Source organism: Lentzea nigeriaca, from assembly GCF_016907955.1.
GTDB lineage: Bacteria > Actinomycetota > Actinomycetes > Mycobacteriales > Pseudonocardiaceae > Lentzea > Lentzea nigeriaca.
Window position 1 is genome coordinate 92306 of record NZ_JAFBCX010000002.1, and the last position, 25692, is coordinate 117997.

The 25692-nt window shown below is 68.6% G+C and carries 26 protein-coding genes; 17 read left to right on the forward strand and 9 right to left on the reverse strand.

Features of this window, described 5'->3' with window-relative positions; all coding sequences use genetic code 11:
• The first annotated feature begins 32 nt into the window (after positions 1-32).
• From JOD27_RS06685 to JOD27_RS06725, 9 genes are all read left to right on the forward strand, one after another.
• Positions 33-551: an NUDIX hydrolase gene (locus JOD27_RS06685; protein ID WP_204761270.1), complete on the forward strand. Its 519-nt coding sequence runs from the start codon at positions 33-35 to the stop codon at positions 549-551.
• A complete protein-coding gene (locus JOD27_RS06690) occupies positions 548-2845 on the forward strand; it encodes a DUF6049 family protein (protein WP_204761271.1) in 2298 nt (765 codons plus the stop codon). Before JOD27_RS06685 ends, JOD27_RS06690 begins: the two co-directional genes overlap by 4 nt.
• Positions 2842-4494, forward strand: coding sequence for a murein biosynthesis integral membrane protein MurJ (gene murJ / locus JOD27_RS06695; RefSeq protein ID WP_307829959.1), 1653 nt, complete (start codon positions 2842-2844; stop codon positions 4492-4494). The genes JOD27_RS06690 and murJ overlap by 4 nt, the downstream gene beginning before the upstream one ends.
• A gap of 37 nt (positions 4495-4531) precedes the next feature.
• On the forward strand, positions 4532-6046 hold the full coding sequence (locus JOD27_RS06700) for a protein kinase family protein (RefSeq protein ID WP_204761272.1): 1515 nt from the start codon (positions 4532-4534) through the stop codon (positions 6044-6046).
• A 43-nt stretch (positions 6047-6089) separates the two neighbouring features.
• Positions 6090-6707: an RNA polymerase sigma factor SigM gene (sigM, locus tag JOD27_RS06705; RefSeq protein WP_204761273.1), complete on the forward strand. Its 618-nt coding sequence runs from the start codon at positions 6090-6092 to the stop codon at positions 6705-6707.
• On the forward strand, positions 6704-7447 hold the full coding sequence (locus JOD27_RS06710; RefSeq protein ID WP_239566638.1) for an RsmA family anti-sigma factor: 744 nt from the start codon (positions 6704-6706) through the stop codon (positions 7445-7447). The genes sigM and JOD27_RS06710 overlap by 4 nt, the downstream gene beginning before the upstream one ends.
• A gap of 78 nt (positions 7448-7525) precedes the next feature.
• Positions 7526-8506 carry a thioredoxin-disulfide reductase gene (trxB, locus tag JOD27_RS06715; protein WP_204761274.1) on the forward strand — a complete coding sequence of 327 codons (981 nt, stop codon included), beginning with the start codon at positions 7526-7528 and terminating at the stop codon, positions 8504-8506.
• Between the two features lie 28 nt (positions 8507-8534).
• A complete protein-coding gene (gene trxA, locus JOD27_RS06720) occupies positions 8535-8864 on the forward strand; it encodes a thioredoxin (protein ID WP_030465632.1) in 330 nt (109 codons plus the stop codon).
• A gap of 196 nt (positions 8865-9060) precedes the next feature.
• On the forward strand, positions 9061-10200 hold the full coding sequence (locus JOD27_RS06725) for an N-acetylmuramoyl-L-alanine amidase (protein ID WP_189252444.1): 1140 nt from the start codon (positions 9061-9063) through the stop codon (positions 10198-10200).
• Positions 10201-10247: 47 nt separating this feature from the next.
• On the opposite strand, the gene JOD27_RS06730 is transcribed toward JOD27_RS06725, so the two are convergent.
• Positions 10248-10880 carry a GNAT family N-acetyltransferase gene (locus JOD27_RS06730; protein WP_204761275.1) on the reverse strand — a complete coding sequence of 211 codons (633 nt, stop codon included), beginning with the start codon at positions 10878-10880 and terminating at the stop codon, positions 10248-10250.
• 135 nt (positions 10881-11015) lie between these two features.
• Here JOD27_RS06730 and JOD27_RS06735 point away from each other — a divergent pair, with 135 nt between their 5' ends.
• Complete coding sequence (locus JOD27_RS06735) at positions 11016-12332, forward strand: aminotransferase-like domain-containing protein (RefSeq protein ID WP_204761276.1); 1317 nt, start codon at positions 11016-11018, stop codon at positions 12330-12332.
• Between the two features lie 16 nt (positions 12333-12348).
• On the forward strand, positions 12349-13293 hold the full coding sequence (locus tag JOD27_RS06740) for a D-alanine--D-alanine ligase family protein (RefSeq protein WP_204761277.1): 945 nt from the start codon (positions 12349-12351) through the stop codon (positions 13291-13293).
• A gap of 88 nt (positions 13294-13381) precedes the next feature.
• On the opposite strand, the gene JOD27_RS06745 is transcribed toward JOD27_RS06740, so the two are convergent.
• The 3 genes from JOD27_RS06745 to rsmG all read right to left on the reverse strand — a co-directional run bounded on the left by JOD27_RS06745 (position 13382) and on the right by rsmG (position 15959).
• Entirely contained in the window at positions 13382-14347 is a 966-nt protein-coding gene (locus tag JOD27_RS06745; RefSeq protein WP_204761278.1) for a ParB/RepB/Spo0J family partition protein, read from the reverse strand.
• On the reverse strand, positions 14344-15219 hold the full coding sequence (locus tag JOD27_RS06750; RefSeq protein WP_307830062.1) for a ParA family protein: 876 nt from the start codon (positions 15217-15219) through the stop codon (positions 14344-14346). The genes JOD27_RS06745 and JOD27_RS06750 overlap by 4 nt, the downstream gene beginning before the upstream one ends.
• A gap of 92 nt (positions 15220-15311) precedes the next feature.
• On the reverse strand, positions 15312-15959 hold the full coding sequence (gene rsmG, locus JOD27_RS06755) for a 16S rRNA (guanine(527)-N(7))-methyltransferase RsmG (RefSeq protein ID WP_204762004.1): 648 nt from the start codon (positions 15957-15959) through the stop codon (positions 15312-15314).
• A gap of 210 nt (positions 15960-16169) precedes the next feature.
• Here rsmG and JOD27_RS06760 point away from each other — a divergent pair, with 210 nt between their 5' ends.
• Entirely contained in the window at positions 16170-16619 is a 450-nt protein-coding gene (locus tag JOD27_RS06760) for a protein-tyrosine phosphatase family protein (RefSeq protein ID WP_204761280.1), read from the forward strand.
• Positions 16620-16680: 61 nt separating this feature from the next.
• Here JOD27_RS06760 and JOD27_RS06765 read toward each other — a convergent pair whose 3' ends face one another.
• From JOD27_RS06765 to rpmH, 5 genes are read right to left on the reverse strand one after another with little or no spacing between them, the layout of a single operon-like run.
• The gene (locus JOD27_RS06765) at positions 16681-17196 is read right to left on the reverse strand and encodes a Jag family protein (RefSeq protein ID WP_372441678.1); all 516 of its coding nucleotides are present in this window, start codon (positions 17194-17196) and stop codon (positions 16681-16683) included.
• Positions 17197-17254: 58 nt separating this feature from the next.
• A complete protein-coding gene (yidC, locus tag JOD27_RS06770; RefSeq protein WP_204761282.1) occupies positions 17255-18286 on the reverse strand; it encodes a membrane protein insertase YidC in 1032 nt (343 codons plus the stop codon).
• Between the two features lie 4 nt (positions 18287-18290).
• On the reverse strand, positions 18291-18548 hold the full coding sequence (gene yidD, locus JOD27_RS06775; protein ID WP_030465621.1) for a membrane protein insertion efficiency factor YidD: 258 nt from the start codon (positions 18546-18548) through the stop codon (positions 18291-18293).
• On the reverse strand, positions 18545-18886 hold the full coding sequence (gene rnpA, locus JOD27_RS06780; RefSeq protein WP_204761283.1) for a ribonuclease P protein component: 342 nt from the start codon (positions 18884-18886) through the stop codon (positions 18545-18547). The genes yidD and rnpA overlap by 4 nt, the downstream gene beginning before the upstream one ends.
• Positions 18887-18912: 26 nt before the next feature.
• Positions 18913-19056, reverse strand: coding sequence for a 50S ribosomal protein L34 (rpmH, locus tag JOD27_RS06785; protein WP_090060594.1), 144 nt, complete (start codon positions 19054-19056; stop codon positions 18913-18915).
• 349 nt (positions 19057-19405) lie between these two features.
• Between rpmH and dnaA the strand changes: the two genes are divergently transcribed.
• The 5 genes from dnaA to JOD27_RS06810 all read left to right on the forward strand — a co-directional run bounded on the left by dnaA (position 19406) and on the right by JOD27_RS06810 (position 25471).
• Entirely contained in the window at positions 19406-20980 is a 1575-nt protein-coding gene (gene dnaA / locus JOD27_RS06790; protein ID WP_204761284.1) for a chromosomal replication initiator protein DnaA, read from the forward strand.
• Positions 20981-21640: 660 nt separating this feature from the next.
• Complete coding sequence (gene dnaN, locus JOD27_RS06795) at positions 21641-22765, forward strand: DNA polymerase III subunit beta (RefSeq protein ID WP_204761285.1); 1125 nt, start codon at positions 21641-21643, stop codon at positions 22763-22765.
• A gap of 41 nt (positions 22766-22806) precedes the next feature.
• Positions 22807-23721, forward strand: a complete 915-nt coding sequence (gnd, locus tag JOD27_RS06800) for a phosphogluconate dehydrogenase (NAD(+)-dependent, decarboxylating) (protein WP_204761286.1) — start codon at positions 22807-22809, stop codon at positions 23719-23721.
• A gap of 3 nt (positions 23722-23724) precedes the next feature.
• Entirely contained in the window at positions 23725-24831 is a 1107-nt protein-coding gene (gene recF / locus JOD27_RS06805) for a DNA replication/repair protein RecF (protein WP_204761287.1), read from the forward strand.
• 106 nt (positions 24832-24937) lie between these two features.
• Positions 24938-25471 (forward strand): DciA family protein, encoded by a 534-nt coding sequence (locus tag JOD27_RS06810; protein WP_239566640.1) that lies wholly within the window; start codon positions 24938-24940, stop codon positions 25469-25471.
• Positions 25472-25692 lie beyond the last annotated feature (221 nt).

A 25692-nucleotide genomic window follows, 5' to 3' on the forward strand; every position in this document is an offset into this window, starting at 1 on the left:
CGTACTTAAGGTTCGTAAGTACGATCGGCCGTATGCCCCCGTCAGCCGCACGATCCGGAGGTGGTCCCAAGCCGGGGCGCCGGAAGAAGCGCCGGGGCCGGAGGCTGAAGACCGTCGACGAGACGTCGGCGGGTGGCCTGGTGCTCGACGGTGAGCAACGGGCCGCGGTGATCGGCAGACTTGACCGGCGGGGCCGGTTGCTGTGGTCTTTGCCGAAGGGTCACATCGAGGCCGGCGAGACCGCGGAACAGACCGCGGTGCGCGAGGTCGCCGAGGAGACCGGTATTCATAGCAGGGTGCTGCGCCCGCTGGGGTCGATCGACTACTGGTTCGTCGCTGACGACCGCAGGGTGCACAAGACGGTTCACCACTTCCTCCTCGAAGCGCTGGGGGGAGAGCTTTCCGACGAAGACGTGGAGGTCACCGAGGTGGCGTGGGTGCCACTCGGCGAACTGGACGAGCGACTCGCGTATGCCGACGAGCGCCGCCTGGTCCGCCGAGCCGCCGAACTGCTCGCCGACCGCTGCCGGAACGGGGCGGAGTCGGCGTGAGCGTGAGGAAGCTCGTCTGCACAGCCGCTGTCGCCGCGTTCCTGGTGACCGTGACGCCGCCCGCGGGCGCCGTCGAGCAGTCACCGCCGGACCAGGCCGACGCACTGCCCTTCGCACCCGCCACCCAGGTGTGGGCGACCAGAACCCTCTCGGCCCAGCCGGGCCAGCAGCAGCCCCAGTTCCTGCGGCTCGACATCGGTCAGCTCACCCCGCGGTTCGTGACGAGCGACTCCCCGGCCACCGTCAAGATCACCGGCAAGATCGTCAACGTCGGTGACCGCAAGGTCTCCGACATCGTGCTGCGCCTGGAGCGCGGCGAGTCGCTCGACACCGAGGACGACCTGCGCAAGGCGTTGCGCGAACCAGCGGCCGCCGAGTTCATCCAGCCGAAGTTCACCGAGGTCGCCGAGGCGCTGGAGCCCGGCCAGCAGAAGGACTTCACGCTCGAGGTGCCGCTGCGCGGGTCGGAGCCGACGTCGCTCGCGATCGACAAGCCCGGCATCTACCCGATCCTCGCCAACATCAACGGCAAGCCGGACTACGGCGGCCAGGCGCGGCTCGCGGCGCTCTCGACGTTGCTGCCCGTGCTGGGTGTTCCCGGCGGCGAGACGAAGGGCAAGCCGGGCGCTCCTGCCAAGCTCACCGTCCTGTGGCCCGTCGCGGACCGGCCCCGGCTGGTCAGGCTCGGCGGCGAGGGCCAGTCCGAGCTGGTCGACGACGAGCTGGCCACGTCACTCTCGACCACCGGACGGCTGTACGGCCTGCTGCAGGCCTACGAGCAGGCCATCGACTCCATGAGCACCTCGATGTGCCTGGCGATCGACCCCGACCTGCTGCGCACCGTCCAGGCGATGAGCACCGGCTACCAGGTGCGCGGCGGCGGCGAGGGCAGGGGCAAGGCCGAAGCCAAGCTGTGGCTCGACCGGCTCAAGTACGCCGTCACGGGGCGGTGCGTGGTCGCGCTGCCGTACGCCGACGCCGACCTCGTGGCGTTGAACAGGGCGAAGCTCGCCACCATGCGCACGCTCGCGCTGACCGACGGCCCCAAGCTCATCCAGCAGATCCTGGGCGTGCAGCCGCTGCCCGACTTCGTCTGGCCAGAGGACGGCGTGCTGGACCAGTCGACGTTCGACGAGCTGGTCACGCCGCTGACCGAGCCGAAGTACGCGGGCATGAAGTCGGTCCTGCTCGATCCGGCGGGCCTCGCCGACGCGCCGGGCACCGGTCCGGTCGGCATCGGCGGCCAGCACCCGGTGACCGCCGTGAAGATCGACTCGATGGTCTCCGACGCGCTGCAGGGCAGTGCGTCCCGGCCGCGCACCCTGTCCGGGGTCACCACGCCGTTCGAGAACCAGCCGGTGTCGGTGCAGAACGCGCTGTCGGTGCTGGTCTACCGCGCCGGCTGGCAGGGCGACGGCCGCAACGTGGTGGTCGCGCCGCCACGCAGGTGGAACGCGCCGCTCTCGGAGATGACCGAGTTCCTGAGCGCCGCCCAGCGGTTGTTCGGCAGCGGCTACGCGGCCCAGACCGGTCTCGAGGAGCTCACCAAGGCCACGCCGCCGGTGACAACCGCCAAGATCACCTATCCGCCGGAGGCCGGTGCGCGCGAGATCTCCGCCCCCGTCGCCGACTCGGTGACCAGGCAGAGCGTCGAGCTGAGCGGCGTCGTCGCGGCCATGCAGCAGGAGGACAGCGAGCACGCGGCACCCACCGACCTGGCCGGTCCGCTGTGGCTCGGTCTCCTGCGGACGATGTCCGGCGCGTGGCGGGCGAACGAGGAAGGCGCGCGGTCCGCCGCCTACATCAGCCAGGCCGAGCTGAACTCGCTCACGGCGATGGTCGGCGTCACGCCGCCCGCCAGCCCGATCCTGCTCGGTTCCGGCGACAGCCCGATCCCGGTCACGATCACGAACAAGCTCGACGTCCGCGTCACCGTGCGGATCGTGCTGGAGGACACCCCGGGCATCCGCAAGCTCGACCTCGCTGACCAGGTGCTTCCCGCCCGCGGCGAACGCGTCGTGCGGGTGCCGGTCGAGGTGCTGCGCTCGGGCCGCTTCCCCGTCAACGTCCGGCTGACGACTCCGGAGGGCGTCGCTCTCGGGGACACTGTCAAGCTGGAGGTGTCGTCGTCCGCCTACGGCACCATCACGGTGATCGTCACCGTGATCGCCGCGATCGCGCTCGTCCTGCTCTCCGGACGACGCATCTACAAGCGGGTCCGCGCTCGCAACGGCGAGGGCGGCGGCCAGGCACCGTCCATCGAGAACGTGACACCGGAGAAGTCGAGCGCGTGAGCGAGACAGCCACGACCACCGAACCAGAGACCCCTCAGCAACAAGGCCCCTCGGTAGCCAGGGCCAGCGGCTCGATGGCGATCGCGACCATCGTCAGCCGCGCCACCGGCCTGCTCTCGAAGGTCCTCTTGATCGCCGTCATCGGCGGTGAAACCCTCGGCGACTCCTACCAGGCGGCGTCGACGCTGCCCACGATGATCAACGAGCTCCTGCTCGGCGGCGTGCTGACCAGCGTGGCGATCCCGCTGCTGGTCCGCGCCGAGAAGGAGGACAGCGACGGCGGCGAGTCGTACGCCCAGTGGCTGATCACCATGGGCACGTTGATCCTCGGTGTCGGCACGGTCCTGGCCATGGCCTGCGCGCCACTGCTCACAGACGTCTACATCGCGGACTCGAAGGAAGCGAACCCGGAGCTCGTCACGGCGTTCGCCTACCTCGTGCTGCCGGGCATCGTCTTCTACGGTCTGACAGCGCTGCTCAGCGCCGTGCTGAACGCACGGCACGTGTTCGGCCTGCCCACCTGGGCACCGGTCCTGAACAACGTCGTGGTCATCGTGGTGCTCGCGGTCTACGCGATGCTGCCCGGCGAGCTGACGCTCAACCCGGTCCGGATGACCGACGTGCACCTGCTGGTGCTCGGTCTCGGCACGGCGCTCGGTGTGGCCGTGCAGGCGTCCGTGCTGGTCCCGGCGTTGAAGAAGACCGGCTTCCGGTTCAAGTGGAAGTTCGGCTGGGACTCGCGGCTCTCGGAGTTCGGCGGTCTCGCCTTCTGGGTGCTGCTGTACGTCGGGCTCGGCCTCGCCAGCATGACGGTGCTGACCAACGTGGCGACCAACGCCAAGGGCGCGCTGGTGGCGTTCAACTACCAGTGGCTCATCTCGCAGGTGCCCTACGGCGTGCTGGGCGTCTCGCTGCTGACCGCTCTGATGCCGAAGATGAGCAGGGCGGCCGCGCACAACGACAACGACGCGATCGTGCGCGACCTGCTGTTCGGCAACCGCATGTCGTCGATCCTGCTGATGCCGTTCAGCGCTCTGATGACGGTGTCCGGTGTGTCCATCGGTCTCGCCGCCTTCGCGTACGGCGAGGCCGGCGTGGTGACCGGTACCCGGATCGGCCTGGCGCTCTCGCTCTCGGCGTTCAGCCTCGTGCCGTACGCGATCACGCTGCTGCAGCTGCGGGTCTTCTACGCGATGAAGGACGCACGCACGCCGACGTACATCCAGGCGTTGATGGTGGCGGTTCGCATCGCGCTGCTCTACGTGTTCCTCAACGTGTCCACGCCCGGTGACGCCACCCAGCTCGCCGTCGGCGTGTCGCTCGCCATGGCACTCAGCTTCGTCTTCGGCGCCGTCGTCGGTCAGGTGTGGCTGCGGATCCGGCTCGGCCGGTTGCGCACGGGCTTCACCATCTGGACCGTCTGCCTCACCGTTGTGGCGTCGTCGCTGGCCTTCGCGGCGGCCAAGGGCGTCAACTGGCTGGTTCAGCAGGCGCTCGGATCCCCGACCGTGTTCGTAGCCAGCTGGGTCGAGGTCATTGTGGTGACGTTGGTCGGTTTGCCGCTCTCGTACGGCCTTCTGGCGGCATTCCGGGTACCCGAGATGAAGCCGGCGATCGACAAGATCAACCGTTTGGTGCGGCGACGGTGACCCCTCGGTATGAGCCCCGTCCCGTACCCTCGTGCCCGTGAGTAGCGGAGTTCACGCCGCCCTGGTCCCCGGCGGCGTCATCGGCAACGGCCGCTACCGCCTGCTCGCGAAATCCGGAGCGGACGCCAGGTCCAACGCCGAACTGTGGCGAGCCCGCGACGGTCAGCTCAACCGGGACGTGGCGCTGACCGTGCTGCTGGGCGATCTGGCGGACGGCGACGCCGCTGCTCGTGCCCGCCGGACGGTGGAACGGGCGATGCACGCCGCGTCGTTCACGCACCCCGGCGTCTCCAGGGTCATCGACGTGCTCACGCCGGGCACCGGGCTCCGGCCGGACGAGGGCATCCTCGGCATGGTCGTGGCCGAGTGGACCCAGGGCACCGACCTGATGGACCTGATCGCGGAGGGCCCGCTGCCCGCGGGCGTCGCGACCCGCCTGCTCGAACCTCTCGGCGCCGCCATCGAGGGCGCGCACCACGCCGGTCTGGTGCTGGGCGCCGACCACCCGCAGCGCATCCGGGTCACCTCGGACGGCCGCCTGCGTCTCGCGTTCCCCGGTCCGCGGCCGGACGCGATCGCGCGCGACGACGTCAAGGGCCTCGGCGCGATCCTGTACCTGCTGCTCACCGGCCGGTGGGCGCTGCCGGGCGGCCCCGGCGGAGTGCCGGTGGCCCCGACCGGGCCGGACGGTTCCGTCGTGGCGCCGAACGCGCTGCACCCGTACCTGCCGCACGAGTTGTCGTCCGTCGCGGTCCGGTCGTTGGAGGACACGAGCGTCGGCGGTATCCGCACGTCCGCGGCGATCCTGCAGGTCCTCAACCAGATCGCGGCCGAGGAGGCCGAGACCTCGCTGATCCCGGCCGTGTCGTCAGGTGACGACGACGACAAGGTCGTGTGGACGACGCAACGCCCGGTGCAGGACAAGCAGCAGAAGAAGAAGCTGTGGATCAGCGTCGGCGTGCTCGCGCTCGCCACGCTGGCCGTGATCGTGTGGCTGAGCGTGCAGATCGTCGGGTTCTTCAGCGACGAGCCCTCGCGTGGCGGCGGCCCGACCGTGGTGATCAACCAGCCGGGGTCGAGCGGCCAGTCCGCACCACCGCCCGCGCCGGCCGGACCCGTGCAGCCGGGCCAGATCGGCGTCTACGACGTCACGAACCAGCCGGACAACGCGAACCAGGCGAGCCGCGCCGTCGACAACAACGCGAGCACGTTCTGGCGCACCGACAACTACTTCCAGCAGTTCCCGACCCTGAAGCCGGGCATCGGGCTGATGGCGTCGTTCGCGGAGCCGGTGCGGCTGGCCTCGGTCACGATCACCTCGCCGAGCGCGAACACCCACGTGCAGATCCGGGTGGCGTCGTCGCAGGACGCGCCGCTGGAGGAGACGAAGATCATCGGTGAGGGCAACCTGTCCAACGGGCAGACGCAGATCCAGCTGAGCGAGCACGAGCCGACCGGGCACGTACTGATCTGGATCACGCAGCTCACCAACGCCGGTGGCGGCAAGAACCAGTCGGAAATCCGCGAGATCCTCTACACCCGCGCCCAGTGAGCCCGACAAGGTGATCTGTGATCACGCTCGCTAAGGTGCTGCCGTGACCGCCGCAGCCAGCTCGGACGCCGACCTCATCTCGGCCCACGCCGCAGGTGACCCCTACGCGTTTTCGGAGCTCGTCAAACGGCACCGCGACCGAATGTGGGCAGTGGCGTTGCGCACGCTGCGCGACCCGGAGGAAGCGGCGGACGCGCTGCAGGAGGCGTTCATCTCGGCCTTCCGCGCGGCCTCGTCGTTCCGCGCGGAGTCACAGGTCACCACCTGGCTTCATCGGATCGTGGTCAACGCGTGTCTCGACCGGATGAGGCGACGACAAACAAGACCGACAGTGCCGCTGCCGGAGGCCGGTCCCGGCGAGCCCGTCGCGCCGCGTGACGCGATGAGCGACCGCGAGACCAGCCTGATCGTGCAGGAAGCGTTGATGGAGCTGCCGGAAGAACAGCGGGCGCCCATCGTGCTCGTCGACGTCGAGGGCTACTCCGTCGCCGAAACGGCGCAGCTCCTGGGCATCGCGGAGGGCACGGTCAAGAGCCGGTGCGCGCGAGGTCGCGCCAAGCTCGCCAAAGTTCTCGGGCACCTCAGGAACCGAATCGCAGATGCGAACGTCCCAGCTGACGGTGTGAATGTGCAAGAGCAACGTCAGTGGGAGGGCCGATGACCGGCATGGAGCGCGTGCCGATGGGTCCGCCGTGGTCGGTAGACCTCATCGCGGATCTGCACGCGGGCGTGCTGCCCCCTGAGGTCGCCGCACAGCTTCGCCCGAGGGTGGAGGCGGACCCTGAGGCCCGGGAGATCCTGCAGGCGCTGGACGCGACGCTGGAGGACCTGCACGCGTTGCCGCCGATCCCGATGCCCGACCACGTGGCGGCACGGATCGACGCGGCACTCGCGGCAGAGGCCCGTCCCGCCGCTCCGGTCGTGTCGCTGGACGAGGCCCGCAGGCGGCGCAACCGCAGGCTCGGCCTCGGTGGCGCCGGTGTGCTGGTCGCGGCGGCCGCGGCGTTCGGCATCGTGCTCGCCGTGTCTCCTGGCGCTCAGCAGGCGAACAACCCGCCGGTGGCGCAGGAGACCCCGAAGACGAACACGAACGTGACTTCTCCGCCGCTCGCCGTGAAGAGCGACCAGCTGGGCTCCGCGGTCGGTGACGTGCTGAAAGCGCAGAACTTCGGCCCGCTGGAGACCCCGGACCGCCTCGCCGGCTGCCTGAAGGGCGGCGGCATCACGAGCTCGGGCAACCCGCTCGGCATCAGCCCGATCACCCTGGACGGCAAGGACGCGGTGATGGCGGTACTGCCCGCCGGTCTCGGGCAGTACCGGCTGGTCGTGCTGGACCCGAAGACCTGCGGGCCGGACAAGCCCGAGGGTGTTCTGACGGACACCACCATCAAGCCGAGGTAGTCGCTCAAGTCACGGAATTAGCTGCACCTACGATCCGTTGAGCCAGTCAGACGACGAGATCGAGGAGTTGCTGGGGCCGTGAGCGTGCGCAACGTGATCATCATCGGATCGGGGCCTGCGGGTTACACCGCGGCGGTCTACGCCGCCCGTGCGCAGCTCGAACCCCTGGTCTTCGAGGGTTCGCAGTACGGCGGCGCCCTGATGACGACGACCGAGGTGGAGAACTACCCCGGCTTCCGCGACGGCATCATGGGCCCCGAGCTCATGGAGCAGATGCGCGAGCAGGCGCAGCGCTTCGGTGCCGAGCTGCGTGCGGAGGACGTCGAGTCCGTCGAGCTGACCGGTGCGATCAAGAAGGTCGTCGCCAACGGCGTCGAGTACCAGGCCAAGGCGGTCATCCTCGCCATGGGTGCCGCTGCCCGCTACCTGAACATCCCCGGTGAGCAGGAGCTGCTCGGCCGCGGTGTCTCCGCCTGTGCGACGTGCGACGGCTTCTTCTTCCGCGACCACGACATCGCGGTCGTCGGTGGTGGCGACACGGCGATGGAGGAAGCGACGTTCCTCACGCGCTTCGCCAAGTCCGTGACGGTCATCCACCGCCGCGAGGAGTTCCGCGCCTCCAAGGTCATGCTCGAGCGCGCCCGCGCCAACGAGAAGATCAAGTGGCAGCTGAACACGCAGGTCACCGACGTGCTGGGCGACGGCACCGTGTCGTCGATCAAGGTCAAGGACACCGTCACCGGTGCCGAGTCCGAGCTGCCCGTCACCGGCTTCTTCCTGGCGATCGGCCACGACCCGCGCTCAGGCCTGGTCAAGGGTCAGGTCGACCTGGACGAAGAGGGTTACGTCGTCACCAAGGGCAAGACCTCCTACACGAACCTGGATGGCGTGTTCGCGGCCGGCGACCTCGTCGACCACGAATACCGCCAGGCCATCACCGCCGCCGGCTCGGGTTGCAGCGCCGCGATCGACGCGGAACGGTGGCTCGCCGAGCACGGCGAAGAGCACGCCGAGATCGCCGCTGAGGCGGTCGGCGGCGGCTACGGCAAGAGCAACTGAAGTTTCTTCACCGCTATAGGGAGACAACATGGCAGGCGCCACCGTCACGGTGACCGACAAGTCGTTCGCGGACGACGTGCTGACCAGCGAGAAGCCCGTGCTGGTCGACTTCTGGGCGACCTGGTGCGGCCCGTGCAAGATGGTTGCGCCGGTGCTGGAGGAGATCGCCGCCGAGCACGGCGAGAAGCTCACCATCGCCAAGGTCGACATCGACGCCAACCCGTCGATCGCCCGCGACTACCAGATCATGTCCGTGCCGACGCTGATCCTGTTCCAGGGCGGCCGTCCGGTGAAGCAGATCGTCGGCGCGAAGCCCAAGGCCGCACTGCTCAACGACCTGCAGGACGTCATCGGCTGAACAAGTCGCTTGCAACGCGCAACGTGACCCGCCCGTCTATCGATAAGACGGGCGGGTCACGTTCGTCCGTGCCGGGAACGTGAACCCGGCACGACTGTGAGTAGCCCTGCATCGATCACTCTTCGGAGCAGGGCACAATGAGGACTTCCCAACTGACGCGCCGACCAAGTTCGGCGCCCTAGTCGAGCGAGGGTGCATGCAGCTGCTCCGCCGCGGGGACGTCGGAAGTGATGTTGCCGAGATCCGGTCGACCCTGACCAGGCTCGGAATGCTTCCGCCGGCCGACCCACAGGCGCCGCCGGTGTTCGACCAGCAGGTCGAGCACGCCGTGCGCGCGTTCCAGCAGCAGCGGGGGCTGATCATCGACGGCATCGTCGGCCCGGCGACGTACCGTGCGCTGCGCGACGCGACGTTCCGGTTGGGGGACCGGCCGCTCGCGTACCTGATGTCGCAGCCGACCACCGGCGACGACGTGCTGATGCTGCAGGAACGCCTGCTGGAGCTGGGTTACGACGCCGGCCGCGCCAACGGCGTGTTCGGCCAGCAGACCGAGCAGGCGCTGAAGAACTTCCAGCGGGACTACGGCCTGATCGTGGACGGCATGTGCGGTCCGGACACCGTGCGCGCGTTGCGTCAGCTCCAGCCGAAGGTCCGCGGTGGCCGTCCGGTGCTGCTGCGCGAGCAGGAGCGGGTCCGCAACGCCGGTTCGCGCCTGTCGGGCAAGCGCATCGTCATCGACCCCGGCCACGGCGGCCAGGACCGCGGTGTGGTCGTCGACGGCGTGTCCGAGGCCGACCTGATGCTGGACCTGGCCAGGCGGCTCGAGGGCAAGATGGCCGCCACCGGCATGGAGGCGTTGCTCACCCGCGGGCCGAACAACTGCCCGGACGAGGCCGAGCGGGCCCGGTTCGCCAACGAGGCCGGCGCCGACCTGATCCTGTCGCTGCACAGCGACGGCAACTCCTCGCCGCACGCGCAGGGCGTGGCGACGTTCCACTACGGCACGGGCAACGGCACCTCGTCGACCGTGGGCGAGGCCCTGGCCGGGTTCATCCAGCGCGAGGTCACCGCCCGCACGTCGATGCGGAACTGCGGCTCGCACCCGAAGTCGTGGGACCTGCTGCGGCTCACCCGCTGCACGGCCGTCCGCGTCGAGGTGGGTTACCTGACGAATGCCGAGGACAGAGCGCGCCTGGCCACGCCCGGCTTCCGCGACATCGTGGCCGAGGGCATCCTCGTCGCCGTGAAGCGTCTCTACCTGCTCGGCAAGGACGACCAGCCGACGGGCACGTTCACGTTCAACGACCTGCTGCGCTACGAGATGTCGAAGAGCTGATCTCCGCAACGCAAAAAGGCCCCCTCGCGAGGGGGCCTTTTTGCTGGTCAGACCGGGCGGAAGCTGGGCTCCGCCGTCGAGACGGTGACGCTGTTCAGGAGGCGTTCGAGGGCTGCCTCGACGTCTTCCTTCCACGTGATGGCGCTGCGCAGCTCCAGGCGCAACCGGGGCCAGCGCGGGTGCGGCCGCACGGTCTTGAAGCCGACGCTCGTGAGGAACTCGGCGGGTGTGACGCAACTCCGCTCTTCGTCGTCCGGGCGCATGTCGCCGAACGCCTCGATGGCCTTCACGCCACGACGCGTCAGATCCTTCGCCACGGCCTGGACGAGCACTCGCCCGAGTCCTCCCCGCCGGAACTCCGGGAGGACCTCCAGCGACGTCATGAGGACCGCGTCCGGGCTCACCGGGGACGTGGGGAAGGCCGCACTGCGCGGAACGGCTGCAGGAGGTGCGTAGAAGACCGAACCTGCCGGAATTCCGTCGCAGTAGATGAGGCGGCCGCACGAACCCCATTCGAGCAGGACGCTGGAGACCCAGGCTTCCTTCTCGAATTCGGTGTCGCCGTATTCCTCCGCCTGTTCACGCAGGTGAGGGGCCAACTCCCAGAAAACGCACGTCCTGCTGTGCTTGGAGAGATGCTCCAGGTTGTCCAGCGTGACGCCCACAACGCGTCGCGACACCCCGACCTCCACCCCTAAGCACGCTCAGTAGACCTATACGAGGGTAGGCGAATGTGACGGAAGCCGGAAGGTACGTGCCCTGAACGGGACGACGGTTACACTCGCTCGGGACATTTCCCATTGCAGGAGTCCCACATGACGATGCCCGGACAGCCCACCAAACAGGGCGCCAGAAGCCTCGACCCCCACCTCCGCCGCTACGCAGCGCGCACGGCGGGGATGACGGCATCGGAGATCCGGGCACTTTTCGCAGTCGCGTCGCGTCCCGAGGTCGTATCGCTGGCCGGCGGCATGCCGCACCTGGCCGCGCTGCCGCTCGAGTCGCTGTCCGCGGAGATCGGTCAGCTCGTCGCCACCGAGGGCCTGGTGGCTCTGCAGTACGGCTCGGCGCACGGTGTTCCGGTGCTGCGCGAGCAGATCTGCGACGTGATGGCGATGGAGGGCATCAACGGCCACCCGGACGACGTGGTGGTGACCGTCGGCTCGCAGATGGGCCTCGACATGGTCACCCGGATCTTCTGCGACCCCGGTGACGTGGTGATCGCCGAGGGCCCCTCCTACGTGGGTGCTCTCGGTTCGTTCACGGCGTACCAGGCGCAGGTCGTGCACGTGGCGATGGACGCGGACGGGCTCGTGCCGGCGTTGCTGCGAGAGGCCCTCGAATCCTGCAAACGCGCTGGTCAGCGGGTCAAGTTCCTCTACACCATCCCGAACTTCCACAACCCGGCCGGCGTGACGCTGGCGGTGTCCCGGCGGGCCGAGATCCTGGAGATCTGCCGCTCGTACGGCGTGCTGGTCGTGGAGGACAACCCGTACGGGCTGCTCGGGTTCGACGGTCAGACGTACCCGGCGCTGCGGTCGATGGACCCGGACAACGTCGTGTACCTCGGGTCGTTCTCCAAGACGTTCGCCGCCGGTCTGCGGGTCGGCTGGGTGCTGGCGCCGCACGCGGTCCGCGAGAAGCTGGTGCTGGCGGCCGAGTCGGCCACGCTGTGCCCGCCGACGCTGAACCAGATGATCGTGTCGCGCTACCTGGCCACCCAGGACTGGAAGGGCCAGATCAAGACCTACCGCGAGGCGTACCGGGAGCGTCGGGACGCGGCTGTGTCAGCTTTGGAACAGCACATGCCGCAAGGTTCCACGTGGAACATTCCCGACGGCGGCTTCTACGTCTGGGTGACGGTGCCCGAGGGCATCGACACCAAGGCGATGCTGCCTCGCGCCGTGACGGCCCGCGTGGCGTACGCGTCGGGCACCGGTTTCTACGCGGACGGCTTCGGCTCCCGCCAGTTGCGGATCTCGTACTGCTACCCGACGCCGGAACGCATCCGGGAGGGCGTCCGCCGCCTGGCGAACGTCATCGAGGAAGAGATGCAACTGCACGCGACCTTCGGGGCGACGCCGGGCCGCCAGCTGTCCGGTCCGCAGACCCCGTCGCCCGACACCGCCTGATCCTTGGAGTTTTGCTGTGGCTGACCGCATGGTCGCTGTGCTGTCCGGTGGGCTCTCCCACGAACGCGAGGTCTCGCTCCGCTCCGGCCGCCGGTTGTCGGCTGCCCTGCGGTCGGTGGGCGTGACGGTGGAGGAGTGGGACGCCGACGGCTCGTTGCTGACGCGTCTGCGTGACCACCGGCCGGACGCCGTCGTCGTCGCTCTGCACGGCGGTGAGGGCGAGAACGGTTCGGTGCAGGCGATCCTCGAGATGCTCGGCGTGCCGTACGTGGGCACCGACTCGCGGGCGTGCCGCCGCGCGTGGGACAAGCCGACCGCGAAGGCCGAGCTCGCCCGCGCCGGGCTGGCGACGCCGGAGTGGATCGTCCTGCCGCACGCCACGTTCCGCGAGCTGGGTGCGACACCCGTTCTGGACGCGATGGTCTCGACGCTGGGGCTGCCGTTGATGTTGAAGCCGGACCAGGGCGGCTCGGCTCTCGGCGCTCAGGTGGTGCGCGACGCCGCCGAACTCCCGGCTGCGATGGTGGGGTGCCTCGCGTACGGCGACACCGTCCTGGCCGAGCAGTTCATCGCCGGCGTCGAGGTGGCCGTGACGGTCGTCGACAGCCCGGACGGCCCGACGGCGCTGCCCGCCGTGGAGATCGTTCCGGAGACAGGTGTGTACGACTACACCGCCCGGTACACCGCGGGCCTGACCGACTTCCACGCGCCGGCCCGGTTGGACGCGGCTGCGGCCAAGGCGGTCGGCGAGCTCGCGGTGGCGGCGCACCGGCTGCTCGGGCTGCGGGACGTCTCGAGGACCGACGCGGTGGTGGCAGAGGACGGCACGGTCTACTTCCTCGAAGTGAACGTGTCGCCGGGTCTGACCGAGACGTCACTTCTGCCGATGGCGGTCGAGGCGGCGGGGCAGTCGCTGGGCGACATCTACGCCGGTTTGATCGAGCGCGCAGTCGCTCGTTGATCTCTTGACATAGGTGACGCCCCGTAGCCTTCCGGCTGCGGGGCGTCATCGTCACCGTGACATAAGGCCCGTGGGTGATCCTATGGGCCTACTCCGATGTCCGAATTGTCGCTTCTGGACTCATCAGTCCGATGATCCGTTCAAGATCGTCAACTGACCCGAATTCGACGACGATCCGGCCCTTTCGCTGCCCGAGTTCGACCTTCACGCGGGTGTCGAAGTTGTCCGAGAGGCGCTCGGCGAGCTCCTGCAGACCCGGCGCGTGCAGCTGCTTGCGCGGGGCAGCCTTCTCCTTCTTGGGCTTCTCGTTCTTGGCGAGCGTCACCGCTTCCTCGGTCGCGCGGACCGACATGCCCTCCGCAACGATCTTGGCCGCCAGGTCCTCCTGCATGCCGGCGTCGTCGAGACCGAGGAGCGCCCTGGCGTGACCCGCGCTCAGCACGCCCGCCGCGACCCTGCGCTGGACGGGGAGGGGGAGCTTCAGCAGCCGGATCGTGTTGGTGACGACCGGGCGGCTGCGACCGATGCGGTCCGCGAGCTGCTCGTGGGTGACGCCGAACTCCTCCAGCAACTGCTGGTAGGCCGCCGCCTCTTCGAGCGGGTTGAGCTGGACGCGGTGGATGTTCTCCAGCAACGCGTCGCGCAGCATCACGTCGTCGGCGGTCTGCCGCACGATCGCCGGGATGGTCTTGAGCCCGGCCTGCTGCGTCGCCCGCCACCGCCGCTCGCCCATGACGAGCTCGTAGGCGTCGCCGCCGAGCTCGCGCACGACGATCGGCTGCATGAGCCCGAACTCCTTGATGGAGAACGACAGCTCGTCGATCGCGTCCTGGTCGAACACCTGGCGCGGCTGCTTCGGGTTGGTCTTGATCGCGGTGACCGCGATCTCGCGGTACACCGCCCCCGCGACCTCACCGATCGGCTGAGGCTTGGCGGCCGCCGCCCCGTTGCCGACCGCGGCAGGACGGATGGTGCTGGGCGCACCGGGCGGAGGACCCTGCGGGATCAATGCGGCCAGGCCGCGCCCGAGTCCGCCCTTGCGCTGCTCCGTCATGCGCCCTCCTCCTTGGCTCCGCGCACGGCGATCTCCTTGGCGGCGTCGAGGTAGCTCATCGACCCGCGCGAGCCTGGGTCGTACGTCAACACCGTCTGACCGAATCCTGGCGCCTCAGAGACCTTCACGCTGCGCGGAATGACGGTCTTCAGGACCGTGTCGCCGAAGTGGCCGCGCACCTCGCTGGTCACCTGGTCGGCGAGCTTGGTGCGGCCGTCGTACATCGTGAGGAGGATCGTCGAGATGCCGAGGTCCGGGTTCAGGTGCTGCTGCACGAGCTCGATGTTGCGCAGCAGCTGGCTCAGACCCTCCAGCGCGTAGTACTCGCACTGGATCGGGATCAGCACCTCCTGGGCCGCGACCATCGCGTTGACGGTCAGCAGGCCGAGGCTCGGCGGGCAGTCGATGAAGACGTAGTCGGGCTGCAGCTGGTCGAGCGCCTCGGGGGAGAGCGCCTCCTTGAGCCGCGACTCGCGGGCCACCATCGAGACGAGCTCGATCTCGGCACCGGCGAGATCGATCGTCGCGGGCACACAGTAGAGGTTCGGTGACGTCGGGCTGACCTGAGCGGCCTCGGCGATGGAGATCTCGCCGATGAGCACCTCGTAGACCGACGGGGTGCCGGAGCGGTGCTCGACAGCGAGCGCGGTGCTGGCGTTGCCCTGCGGGTCGAGGTCGATCACGAGCACCTTGAGCCCGTGGATCGCGAGAGCGGCGGCGAGGTTCACCGTGCTCGTCGTCTTGCCGACGCCGCCCTTCTGGTTCGCGACCGTCATCACTCGCCGATGCGAGGGTCGGGGGAGCAGTGACTCGTCGGGGTGCAGCACGCTTGCCGCACGAGCCGCCTCTTCTGCAATCGGGGTCCACACCACGGCGCTGTCATCTCCGTTGTTGGTCGGCTTGGCTTTGGGTTTGGGCTCGGTTTCACGTGGAACATCGGCTGCCTGGAACTCCGGGTACACGCTCACCGATCCCTCCTCGTCTGGCGCTCGACGATCAGTACCGTCGTCGGCACCTCAAGTACGTCCGCTCCCACGACGACGACCCTGCCGTTGACGCCCCCAGCGCGTTCCACGGCGATCCCGTCGCGATCCAGTTCCTCCTGCGCGCGCTCGCCCTTGAGCGCGATCATCCGTCCGCCACCCTTGAGGAGCGGAAGGCACCACTTCGCGAGCTTCTCCAACGGAGCCACCGCCCGAGCGGTCACCACGTCGCAGTTCTTCAGCTGAGCGCGGATCGGCCCTTCCTCCGCACGTCCGCGGAGAACCGTCACGTTGTCGAGATCCAGGCGCTCGGCAACTTCCTCGAGCCACGCGATGCGGCGTGCCATCGGCTCCAGGAGGGTGATCCTCAAATCGGGCCGCGCGATCGCCAGCGGCACACCCGGCAGCCCCGCTCCCGAGCCCACGTCGACGACGCGCTCGTTCCGTTGGAACAGCTCCTCGATCACCGCCGAGTTGAGCACGTGCCGATCCCAAATCTTGTCGACCTCGCGAGGACCGATGAGTCCGCGCTCGACGCCGTGCTCCTGCAGGAGCCTGACGAACTCGGCGGCACGGTCAACGTGCTCACCGAAGACGAGCTTCGCGTTGTCGGGCAACTCCCCGGCCATGTTCTCCGTCCGTGAGCGTTTCACGTGAAACCACGCGGCGGCGACGTTCCGGCGGCCGGTGGAAAAGCTGGCGAATGCCAGGGCACCATCATGACGGATCGACCGTGCGCTCCGCCAAATCCTGAGCGCCGTTTCACGTGAAACTTGGGGGAAAAGTTGCGCCCAACCATCTACACGGTCTCGTACGAGGGCCCCGGAACCATCTCGACGATGGCTCATCCGCCGGGCGGCGCTCTGCTGGAGCCCTACGTCCGGGGACTGCGCCGGCTCGGAGTCGACGTGTTGGTCTCCGCTCAGACCGACGAGGAACGGGTCGAGTGCGAGTTGGAGGAACAGGCTGCCGTGGCCACCGCGGCCGGGCTGCAGTTCGTCTGTGTGCCGATCGAGGATCGAACGGCACCGCTCGGGTCGGAGATCGTCGAGCCGGTCGCGTCGCTTTACGGGCTCTACCGGAAAGGCGCGCATGTGGTGTTCCACTGCTGGGCCGGCATCGGGCGGTCGTCGTTGCTGGCCGGTCTGCTCCTGGCGATGGACGGAGTGGAGCCAGCCGAGGTGTGGCGGCTCATCTCGGAGGCGCGCGGCTTCCCCGTGCCGGACACGGGGGAGCAGGAGCAGTGGCTGGCCGACTGGTGGGCCGCTCGGTTTCACGTGGAACAGTGACAAGCAAACGGCCCCTGGTTCCGCCACGGGAACCAGGGGCCGTTTGGTGAAGCAGCAGCCGTCAGGGCTTGGGGAAGATGATGACCCGCCGCTGCGGCTCCTCACCCTCGCTCTCGCTGTGCACGCCCGCGATCGCGGCGACGGCGTCGTGCACGACCTTGCGCTCGAACGGCGTCATCGGGTGCAGGCGAGCACGCTCACCCGACGCCAGCACCTTCTCGGCGGTGGAGCGACCGAGCTCGGCCAGCTCCGCACGACGACCAGCACGCCACTGCGCGATGTCCAGCATCAGACGGGAACGAACGCCCGTCTCCTGCTGCACGGCGAGGCGGGTGAGCTCCTGGAGCGATTCGAGGACGTTGCCGCGGGGGCCGACGAGCTTCGCCAGATCCTCGCCGCCGTCGATGCTGACGACGGCGCGGCCGCCCTCCACGTCCAGGTCGATGTCGCCGTCGTAGTCGAGCAGGTCCAGCAGGCGCTCGAGGTAGTCACCCGCGATGTCGCCTTCCTGGACGAGCAGGTCCTCGGTCTTGCTCTGCGACTGCGGCTCGGCCTCGTCCGACGACGACGCCTCCACGTCGGTCGCCTGCAAGGTCTCCGACACGATGTCTCCTCTCCGGGGCGAACGCCCGAAATCAGCGGCGCTTCTTGTTGCCCGGTTTCTTGCTGGTGGATCGGCCTGAGATCAGACCGGGAATCTCGGTGTTGGAGCTGCCGTTGGCGGCGTCCGACGAGGGCGAAGAAGACGAGCCGCCGGGGCCGGCGGTCGGCATCCGCTTGGCACCGTTGGCGGGCTTGGCACCGGGCGCGGGCTTCTTCGGGTTGACCGGCTTCGCGCCCGGCTTCGGGGCGAGGGCCTGGCGGGTGGTGGCGGCCGTGGCCTTCTTCTCTTCTTCCTCGGCGTCGATGCGCTTGTAGACGATGTGCTGCTGGCCGAGCGTCCACGCGTTGTTGGAGAGCCAGTACAGCAGGATCGCGACGGGGAAGAAGAAGCCACCGACGAGGACGCCCAGCGGGAAGATGTAGAGCGTCAGCTTGTTCATGATGGCCGTCTGCGGGTTGTCCAGCGCGGCCTGGTTCTGGCGGGCGACCGAGTGGCGGGCCGTGAAGTGGGTCGCGATGGACGCCACGATCATCAGCGGCACGGACACCAGGATCACGTTCGTGCGGTCGGTGCCGAACTGCGCGAGCTGCTCCGCCGGCATCGAGATGAAGGTGGAGAGGTTCGCACCGAAGAGCTTGGCGTTGACGAACGACTCGACGCCCCTCGCGTCGAAGTAGTAGACCTCGCCCCAGCCCGGCTTGAACGAGCGCAGCACGTGGAACAGACCGATGAACACAGGGATCTGCACCAGCATCGGCAGGCAGCCGCCGAGCGGGTTCACGCCGTGCTCGGACTGCAGCTTCTGCATCTCCTGCGCCTGGCGCTGGCGGTCGTTCGGGTACTTCTTCTTGATCTTCTGCATCTCCGGGGCGAACTCCTGCATCCGCCGCATGGAGCGCACCTGGCCGACGAACGGCTTGAAGAGGATGGCGCGGAGGGTGAAGACCAGGAAGATCACGGACAGCGCCCAGGCGAATCCGCTCGACTCACCGAAGATGTGGCCGAAGACCCAGTGCCAACACCACAAGATGAAGGACACCGGGTAGTAGATGAAGTTGAGCACGGAGCTACTCCTCGGTGGATACGTCGGGGACCTGCCGCCTCGGCGGAACGGGGTCCAGGCCTCCAGGGTGCCAGGGTCCGCAGCGCAGCAACCGGCGGATCGTCAGCCAGGTTCCTCGCAGCGCGCCGTGGACGGTCAGCGCTTCCACCGCGTACGCGCTGCAGCTGGGGTAGAAGCGGCACGTGGGCGGCAGCAGCGGTGAGATGAAGCGCCGGTAGAAGTGCACCGGCAGCAGCGCGACCTTCGCGGGCAACGTGGTCATCGCAGCACCTTGCGCAGAGCGGAAGAGAGGTCGGCGGCGAGTTCCGAGCTCGACGCCTCGGCTGCCGGTGCCAACGCTCGTACGACGACGAGAGTTCCCGGCGGCAACGACTCGAGCTGAGCCCGCACCACGTGGCGCAGACGCCGGGAGACGCGGTGGCGGACCACAGAGTTGCCAACTGCCTTGCTCACGACGAAGCCCACCTTGGACGAATCCAAGGTGGGCACGTCAGGCGTCAAGGCGTGGACGACCAACCGGGGTCGTCCGGCGCGGCGGCCTCGGCGGACCACCAGGCCGAAGTCCTGGCTGCGGGTGAGCCGGGCGGCCGGTGGAAGCACGACGACGCTGCGCTTACCAGCCGCGATCAGGCGGACAGGCGGGCACGGCCCTTGCTGCGGCGCGCGGCCAGAATGGCGCGGCCGGCGCGGGTGCGCATGCGCAGCCGGAAGCCGTGCGTCTTCGCGCGGCGGCGGTTGTTGGGCTGGAAGGTGCGCTTACCCTTGCTCACGGTCGGTTCTCCCGGTGCTTCACTGCTGACAAAGCCATGTGGTTGTCCCCGACGGCAGTGGACGTAGGCGCGCGAAAGGCGCCCGTCGCAAGCGGGAGACTCGTACGAGGGTACGCACCCCCGGGTGCCGCGACCAAATCGGGGTGCCCGATGCCACGTCTTGTGAGGCGTGGCGGGCCTTGTTACCGTTCTTCCCTCGCGCATGCCGGAGCTGGCGAGGGAGCCGCCACGGTACCGGCAACACAACGCACCGTTTAGTGCACAGTTGTGGATAACTCTGTGGATGCCTCTATTCTCCGTGTCCACGTGTGGAGTCATGGGCTCCGGTGGAGGGGAGGGGAGCGCGGAGGTGTCGAACCAGCAGGTCGATCTTGGTCTCGTGTGGGCCGAGGTGGTGCAGGAGCTCGCCACGAGCCACCTGTCCCCTCAGCAGCGCGCGTGGATGAGGGTCACCCGTCCGATCGGTTTGCTGGATGGAACGGCTCTGCTCGCTGCTCCGAGCGACTTCGCGAAAGAGGCGATCGAACGCGCCCTGCGCGACCCGATCACCGACGCTCTCTCCCGCAGGCTCGGCCGCACGGTCTCGCTCGCGGTGAAGGTCGACTCGCCGGAACCGGTGAGCCCGCCGACCACTCCGATCCCGGTGCAGTCGGTCCAGCCGGTGCCGGGGATCCCGAACGGCGATGTGCCCGTTCTCACCGATGAGGCCGTCACGACCGACACGGCCGCGGAGGGTTCCGACTCGGACGAGGTCGACGAAGCCGGCGACGCGCTCGCCGCCGTCACCGAGATCTGGCCGACCTTCAACACGGCGAACACCGCCGGTGGCGCACCGTCCAACGGCGGCACCCCGTTCACCAGGCCCGCCAACCCGTCGCCGTCGCAGACCAGGCTGAACGAGAAGTACAACTTCGACACGTTCGTCATCGGCGCGTCGAACAGGTTCGCGCACGCCGCCGCCGTCGCGGTGGCCGAAGCGCCCGCCCGCGCCTACAACCCGCTCTTCATCTGGGGTGAGAGCGGCCTCGGCAAGACGCACCTGCTGCACGCCGTCGGGCACTACGCCCAGCGCCTGTTCCCCGGCATGCGCGTGCGGTACGTGTCGACCGAGGAGTTCACCAACGACTTCATCAACTCGCTGCGCGACGACCGCAAGGTCGCCTTCCAGCGCCGCTACCGGGACATCGACGTTCTTCTCGTCGACGACATCCAGTTCCTGGAGGGCAAGGAAGGTACGCAGGAGGAGTTCTTCCACACGTTCAACACGCTCCACAACACGAACAAGCAGATCGTGGTGTCGAGCGACCGGCCGCCCAAGCGGCTGGAGACGCTGGAAGACCGCCTGCGCACGCGGTTCGAGTGGGGTCTGATCACGGACATCCAGCCGCCGGAGCTCGAGACCCGGATCGCGATCCTCCGCAAGAAGGCGGCGCAGGACCGGCTCGCGGCCCCTGCCGAGGTGCTGGAGTTCATCGCCGCCCGGATCGAGCGGAACATCCGCGAGCTGGAGGGTGCGCTCATCCGCGTCACGGCGTTCGCGTCGCTCAACCGCCAGCCCGTCGATGTCCAGCTCGCCGAGATCGTGCTGCGCGACCTGATCCCGGACTCGCACGCGCCGGAGATCACCGCGCCGACGATCATGGCGGTCACCGCCGAGTTCTTCGGCGTGACGATCGACGACCTCTGCGGCCCCGGCAAGACGAAGGCGCTCGCGCAGGCGCGGCAGATCTCCATGTACCTGTGCCGCGAGCTGACCGACCTGTCGCTGCCGAAGATCGGGCAGACGTTCGGCGGCCGCGATCACACGACGGTGATGCACGCGGACAAGAAGATCCGCAAGGAGATGGCGGAGCGCCGCCGGATCTACGACCAGGTCCAGGAACTGACGTCGCGGATCAAGCAGCGCGCTCGCCACGCGCCCTGATCCGACCCGGGTAGCAACGAAAAAGGGGCCCTCCGCCGCGGAGGGCCCCTTTTTCGTTCGCCCGCAACGAGCCGCACCTGGGAACCGGCACGCACGGCACGTACGCGCGCGCTCGAACCCGGGTGGAGTCGAGGGTGGCCGGACACGTGGAGGGGCTTACTGTTCGCCCGCCGCACTCGAAGGGGTGGGGACAACCAGAAAAACTTGTGGCCCCGGCCACGATCTGGCCACAGATGCCTGTTGAACACCCGGGTACAACTGCCCCGCACCCGGGGACGCACCCGGGGACAACTGTGGACGATCTGTGGATCGGGAGGTGTGCACAACCGGCTGTCCCCGGGTGCGCCGATCTGTCCCCGGGTGCCATCCCCCCTTAGTCCACATGGACGATGGTGTCCCGACCTGCGCGTTTAACACCAGTCCACACAATCCACAGCCCCTACTGTTACTGCTGTTGATCTCTTCCAAGAAGAACTTCAAAAGCAAAACAGCGGGGGACAGCTCCCAGGGATCGGTGCCCGAACCCCGAAGTGACGGGAAGGGCCAGGACGCTCTAACGTGGTTGCTCCGCACCTCGGGTCAGGCCGAGGCGAGGCTCCCTAACCCCCACTGGCATGTTGTCGTGGTTGGGCTTGTCGACTGTCGAGGAAAGGACGCCTCATGAAGATCCGCGTCGAACGCGACGGCCTCGCTGACGCTGTCGCCTGGGTCGCCCGCAGCCTTCCGTCTCGCCCGCCGGTCCCCGTGCTGGGCGGCGTGCTGCTCGACGCGGAGTCGGACGATTCGCTGACGGTCTCCGGTTTCGACTACGAGGTCTCCGCCCAGGTCGGCGTCCCGGCGACGATCGCCGACGGCGGCCGCGCGCTGGTCTCCGGCCGGTTGCTCGCCGACATCACCAAGGCGCTGCCGAACCACCCCGTCGAGATCGCCGTCGACGGCGCTCGCATGATGATCAGCTGTGGCAGCGCGCGGTTCAGCCTCCCGACGATGCCGGTCGAGGACTACCCGGCGCTGCCGTCGATGCCGCAGCTCATCGGTGAGCTTCCCGGCGAGGTCTTCGGCGAGGCCGTCTCCCAGGTCGCCGTCGCGGCCGGCAAGGACGACACCCTCCCGATGCTGACCGGTGTCCGCGTGGAGATCGGCGAGGGCAAGCTGACCCTCGTCGCCACCGACCGCTTCCGGCTCGCGATGCGCGAGTTCCCGTGGGAGCCGGACGCCTCCCTCGGCGAGGTCGCCGTCCTCGTCCCCGCCCGCACGCTCGGCGACGCGGCCAAGACGCTCGGCTCGTCCGGCGGCAAGGTCGAGATGTCGCTCGCGGCGAACGACGGCCTGCTGGGTCTGTCCGGGTCCGGCAAGCGCACGACGACCCGCCTGCTCGATGCCGACTTCCCGAAGTACCGCCAGCTGCTGCCGAGCGAGCACTCCGCCGCGGCGATCATCGACATCGACGCGCTGCAGCAGGCGATCAAGCGCGTGTCGCTCGTCGCCGAGCGCGGCACCCAGGTCCGGCTCGAGTTCGTCGACGGCGGTCTGCGCCTGTCCGCCGGTGGCGACGACGAGGGTTCCGCCGAGGAAGAGCTGCCGGTCGAGTACACCGGAGACCCGGTGACGATCGCGTTCAACCCCGGATACCTCCTCGACGGTCTCGGAGCGGTCCGCACGCCGCGTGTCCACTTGTCGTTCACCACACCCAGCCGACCGGCGCTGCTCAAGCCGGTGGACGAGGATGGAAACGTGGCGCCGGGCTACCTGTACCTCCTGATGCCCGTTCGCCTGCCCGGCTAAAACCCTTACCGGGTAACGAGAAACGTTTAGGGGAGAACACCGTGCAGCTCGGACTCGTCGGCCTCGGCAAGATGGGTTTCAACATGCGCGAGCGGGTGCGCCGGGCCGGTCACGAGGTGATCGGCTACGACCGCAACCCGGAGGTCAGCGACTCGGAGTCGTTGGCGGACATGGTTTCCAAGCTCGAGGCGCCGCGCGTGGTGTGGGTCATGGTGCCCGCCGGCGAGATCACCCGTAACACGGTGAAGGAGCTGTCCGAGCTGCTGCAGCCCGGCGACCTGGTGATCGACGGCGGCAACTCCAAGTTCACCGACGACAAGATCCACGCGGATCTGTTGGCGGAGAAGGAGATCGGCTACCTCGACTGCGGTGTTTCCGGCGGTGTGTGGGGCCTCGACAACGGCTACGCGCTGATGGTCGGCGGCGACGCGAAGCACGTCGAGCAGGCCATGCCGATCTTCGACGCGCTCCGTCCGGAGGGTCCGCGCGAGGAAGGTTTCGCGCACGCGGGCAAGGTCGGCGCCGGCCACTACTCGAAGATGGTGCACAACGGCATCGAGTACGGCCTGATGCAGGCGTACGCCGAGGGCTTCGAGCTGCTCGACAAGACCGACGTCGTGGACAACGTGCCGGCGGTCATCTCGGCGTGGCAGCGTGGAACCGTTGTGCGGTCGTGGCTTCTCGACCTGCTGGTCCGTGCTCTGGAGTCCGACCCGGAGCTCGACGATCTTCGCGGTTACGTCGAGGACTCCGGCGAGGGCCGGTGGACCGTCGAGGAGGGCATCAACAACGCGGTGCCGCTCCCGGTGATCTCGGCCGCGCTGTTCGCGCGGTTCCAGTCGCGGCAGGAGGACTCGCCCGCGATGCGCGCGGTCGCCGCGCTGCGCAACCAGTTCGGTGGCCACGCGGTGCACCTCGCCGGTCCCTCGTCCGGTTCGGGCAGCACCCAGGGCTAGGAAGTGCACGTCAGACACCTCCAGGTCAGCGACTTCCGCTCATGGGAGCTCGCCGACCTGGCGTTCGAGCCCGGCGTGTCGGTGCTCGTCGGGCGCAACGGTCAGGGCAAGACGAACCTGGTCGAGGCGATCGGATACGTGGCGACGCTGGGCTCGCACCGCGTCGCCACGGACGCACCGCTGATCCGGCACGGTGCTCAGCGCGCCGTCGTGCGGGCGGCCGTGGTCAACGACGACCGCGAGCTGCTCGTGGAACTCGAGATCACGGCGGGCAAGGCGAACCGGGCTCGGATCAACCGCGGTCCCGTGCCACGTCCGCGCGATGTGCTCGGGATCCTGCGCACCGTGTTGTTCGCACCGGAGGACCTCTCTCTCGTGCGTGGCGATCCGAGCGACCGGCGGCGGTTCCTCGACGAGATGCTGGTGTTGCGCGCACCGCGGTTCGCCGGTGTTCGCAGCGACTACGACCGTGTCCTTAAGCAGCGCAGCGCGTTGTTGAAGACGGTGAAGCATTCTCGATCGGCGGACCTGTCGACGCTCGACGTCTGGGACGGGCATCTCGCGAAGCACGGCGCGGAGCTCCTGGCCGCGCGGATGAAGCTGGTCCGTGACATGGCGGACCACGTGACCTCGGCGTACGCGGAGGTCGCTCCGGAGTCGCGTCCGGCGCTCATCTCGTACCGGTCGAGTGTCGGCGAGCTGCCGGAGGACAAGGAGAGCATCGAGGACCTGTTGCTCGCCGAGCTCGACAGGGTGCGGCGGCAGGAGATCGAACGCGGGGTGTGCCTCGTCGGCCCGCACCGCGACGACCTCGACCTCACCCTCGGCGAACTCCCCGCGAAGGGGTACGCCAGTCACGGAGAGTCATGGTCGTTCGCGCTCGCGTTGAGGCTCGGAGGGTACGAGCTGATGCGTGTCGACGGCATCGAACCGGTGCTCGTGCTGGACGATGTCTTCGCGGAGCTCGACCGCGGCCGGCGGCAACAACTCGCCAAGGTCGCGGCCGCCGCCGAGCAGGTGTTGATCACTGCGGCGGTGGCGGAGGACGTTCCGGACGAGCTGAGCGGTGCCCGGTTCGAAGTGCACGGCGGGGAGGTACGACGTGTCTGACTCACAGGCTTCAGATCCCCAACATGTAGCTCGATCGGGTGTGTCCGCCCACACATCTGGGGACAAGTCTGTGGATGGTGTGGATAACTCCGTCACAAATCCGGACTTGTCCACAGGTTCATTCACACCCGAGGGTGAGCCACTGAAGGGTTCCGACCTCGCACGAGCCGCTCTCGAGGCCGCGAAGGCGAGTGCGAAGGCCCGTGGCCGCACCCCCGGCAGCAAGTCGACGGGCCGCCCGGCGAACCGTCGCCGGCGCCGCTGGTCGGGACCTGGGCCGGACGACCGCGACCCCCAGACGATCGGGCGGATCGCGTCGAGGATCGCCGCCGACCGGGGCTGGGTCGAGCAACTCCAGGGTGGCCAGGTCTTCGCCCGATGGGCAAAATTAGTCGGAGAGGACGTCGCCGAGCACGCGAAACCGATTGCGCTCAGTGACGGGGAACTGACGGTCCAGGCTTCGTCGACGGCGTGGGCCACTCAGCTGCGCCTGCTGCAGCGCGACCTGCTGAAGCGGATCGCCGCGGGCATCGGTCACGGCGTCGTGAAGCGGCTCAAGATCAAGGGTCCGGACGCTCCGAACTGGCGACACGGCCCCAGGCACGTTCCTGGGCGCGGCCCGCGTGACACCTACGGGTGAGGTCCTGTCAAGGCCTCAGCGGCCGTTCTGTGGCGCAATGAGCGTTCACCAGCGGATTTGAACCCCCGTTTCAGCCGTCCTGACCCGTCCGGGGCGACTTGAGGGCTTCTGTGACCGAATCAAAGGTGTCCTTGGCCCCGTTCTGTCGGGGTGCCCCGGTAGAATCACAGGGAGCGTCACCCATCACCGTGCGGGCCCGGCCCGCATCAGCGAGGAGACTC

Excerpts from the sequence above, each read along its gene's own strand:
- JOD27_RS06685 (WP_204761270.1), top strand. The coding sequence starts at position 33 with ATGCCCCCGTCAGCCGCACGATCCGGAGGTGGTCCCAAGCCGGGGCGC.
- JOD27_RS06710 (WP_239566638.1), top strand. The coding sequence starts at position 6,704 with ATGACCGGCATGGAGCGCGTGCCGATGGGTCCGCCGTGGTCGGTAGAC.
- trxA (WP_030465632.1), top strand. The coding sequence starts at position 8,535 with ATGGCAGGCGCCACCGTCACGGTGACCGACAAGTCGTTCGCGGACGAC.
- JOD27_RS06725 (WP_189252444.1), top strand. The coding sequence starts at position 9,061 with ATGCAGCTGCTCCGCCGCGGGGACGTCGGAAGTGATGTTGCCGAGATC.
- JOD27_RS06735 (WP_204761276.1), top strand. The coding sequence starts at position 11,016 with ATGACGATGCCCGGACAGCCCACCAAACAGGGCGCCAGAAGCCTCGAC.
- JOD27_RS06745 (WP_204761278.1), bottom strand. The coding sequence starts at position 14,347 with ATGACGGAGCAGCGCAAGGGCGGACTCGGGCGCGGCCTGGCCGCATTG.
- rsmG (WP_204762004.1), bottom strand. The coding sequence starts at position 15,959 with ATGGCCGGGGAGTTGCCCGACAACGCGAAGCTCGTCTTCGGTGAGCAC.
- JOD27_RS06760 (WP_204761280.1), top strand. The coding sequence starts at position 16,170 with ATGGCTCATCCGCCGGGCGGCGCTCTGCTGGAGCCCTACGTCCGGGGA.
- yidD (WP_030465621.1), bottom strand. The coding sequence starts at position 18,548 with ATGACCACGTTGCCCGCGAAGGTCGCGCTGCTGCCGGTGCACTTCTAC.
- dnaN (WP_204761285.1), top strand. The coding sequence starts at position 21,641 with ATGAAGATCCGCGTCGAACGCGACGGCCTCGCTGACGCTGTCGCCTGG.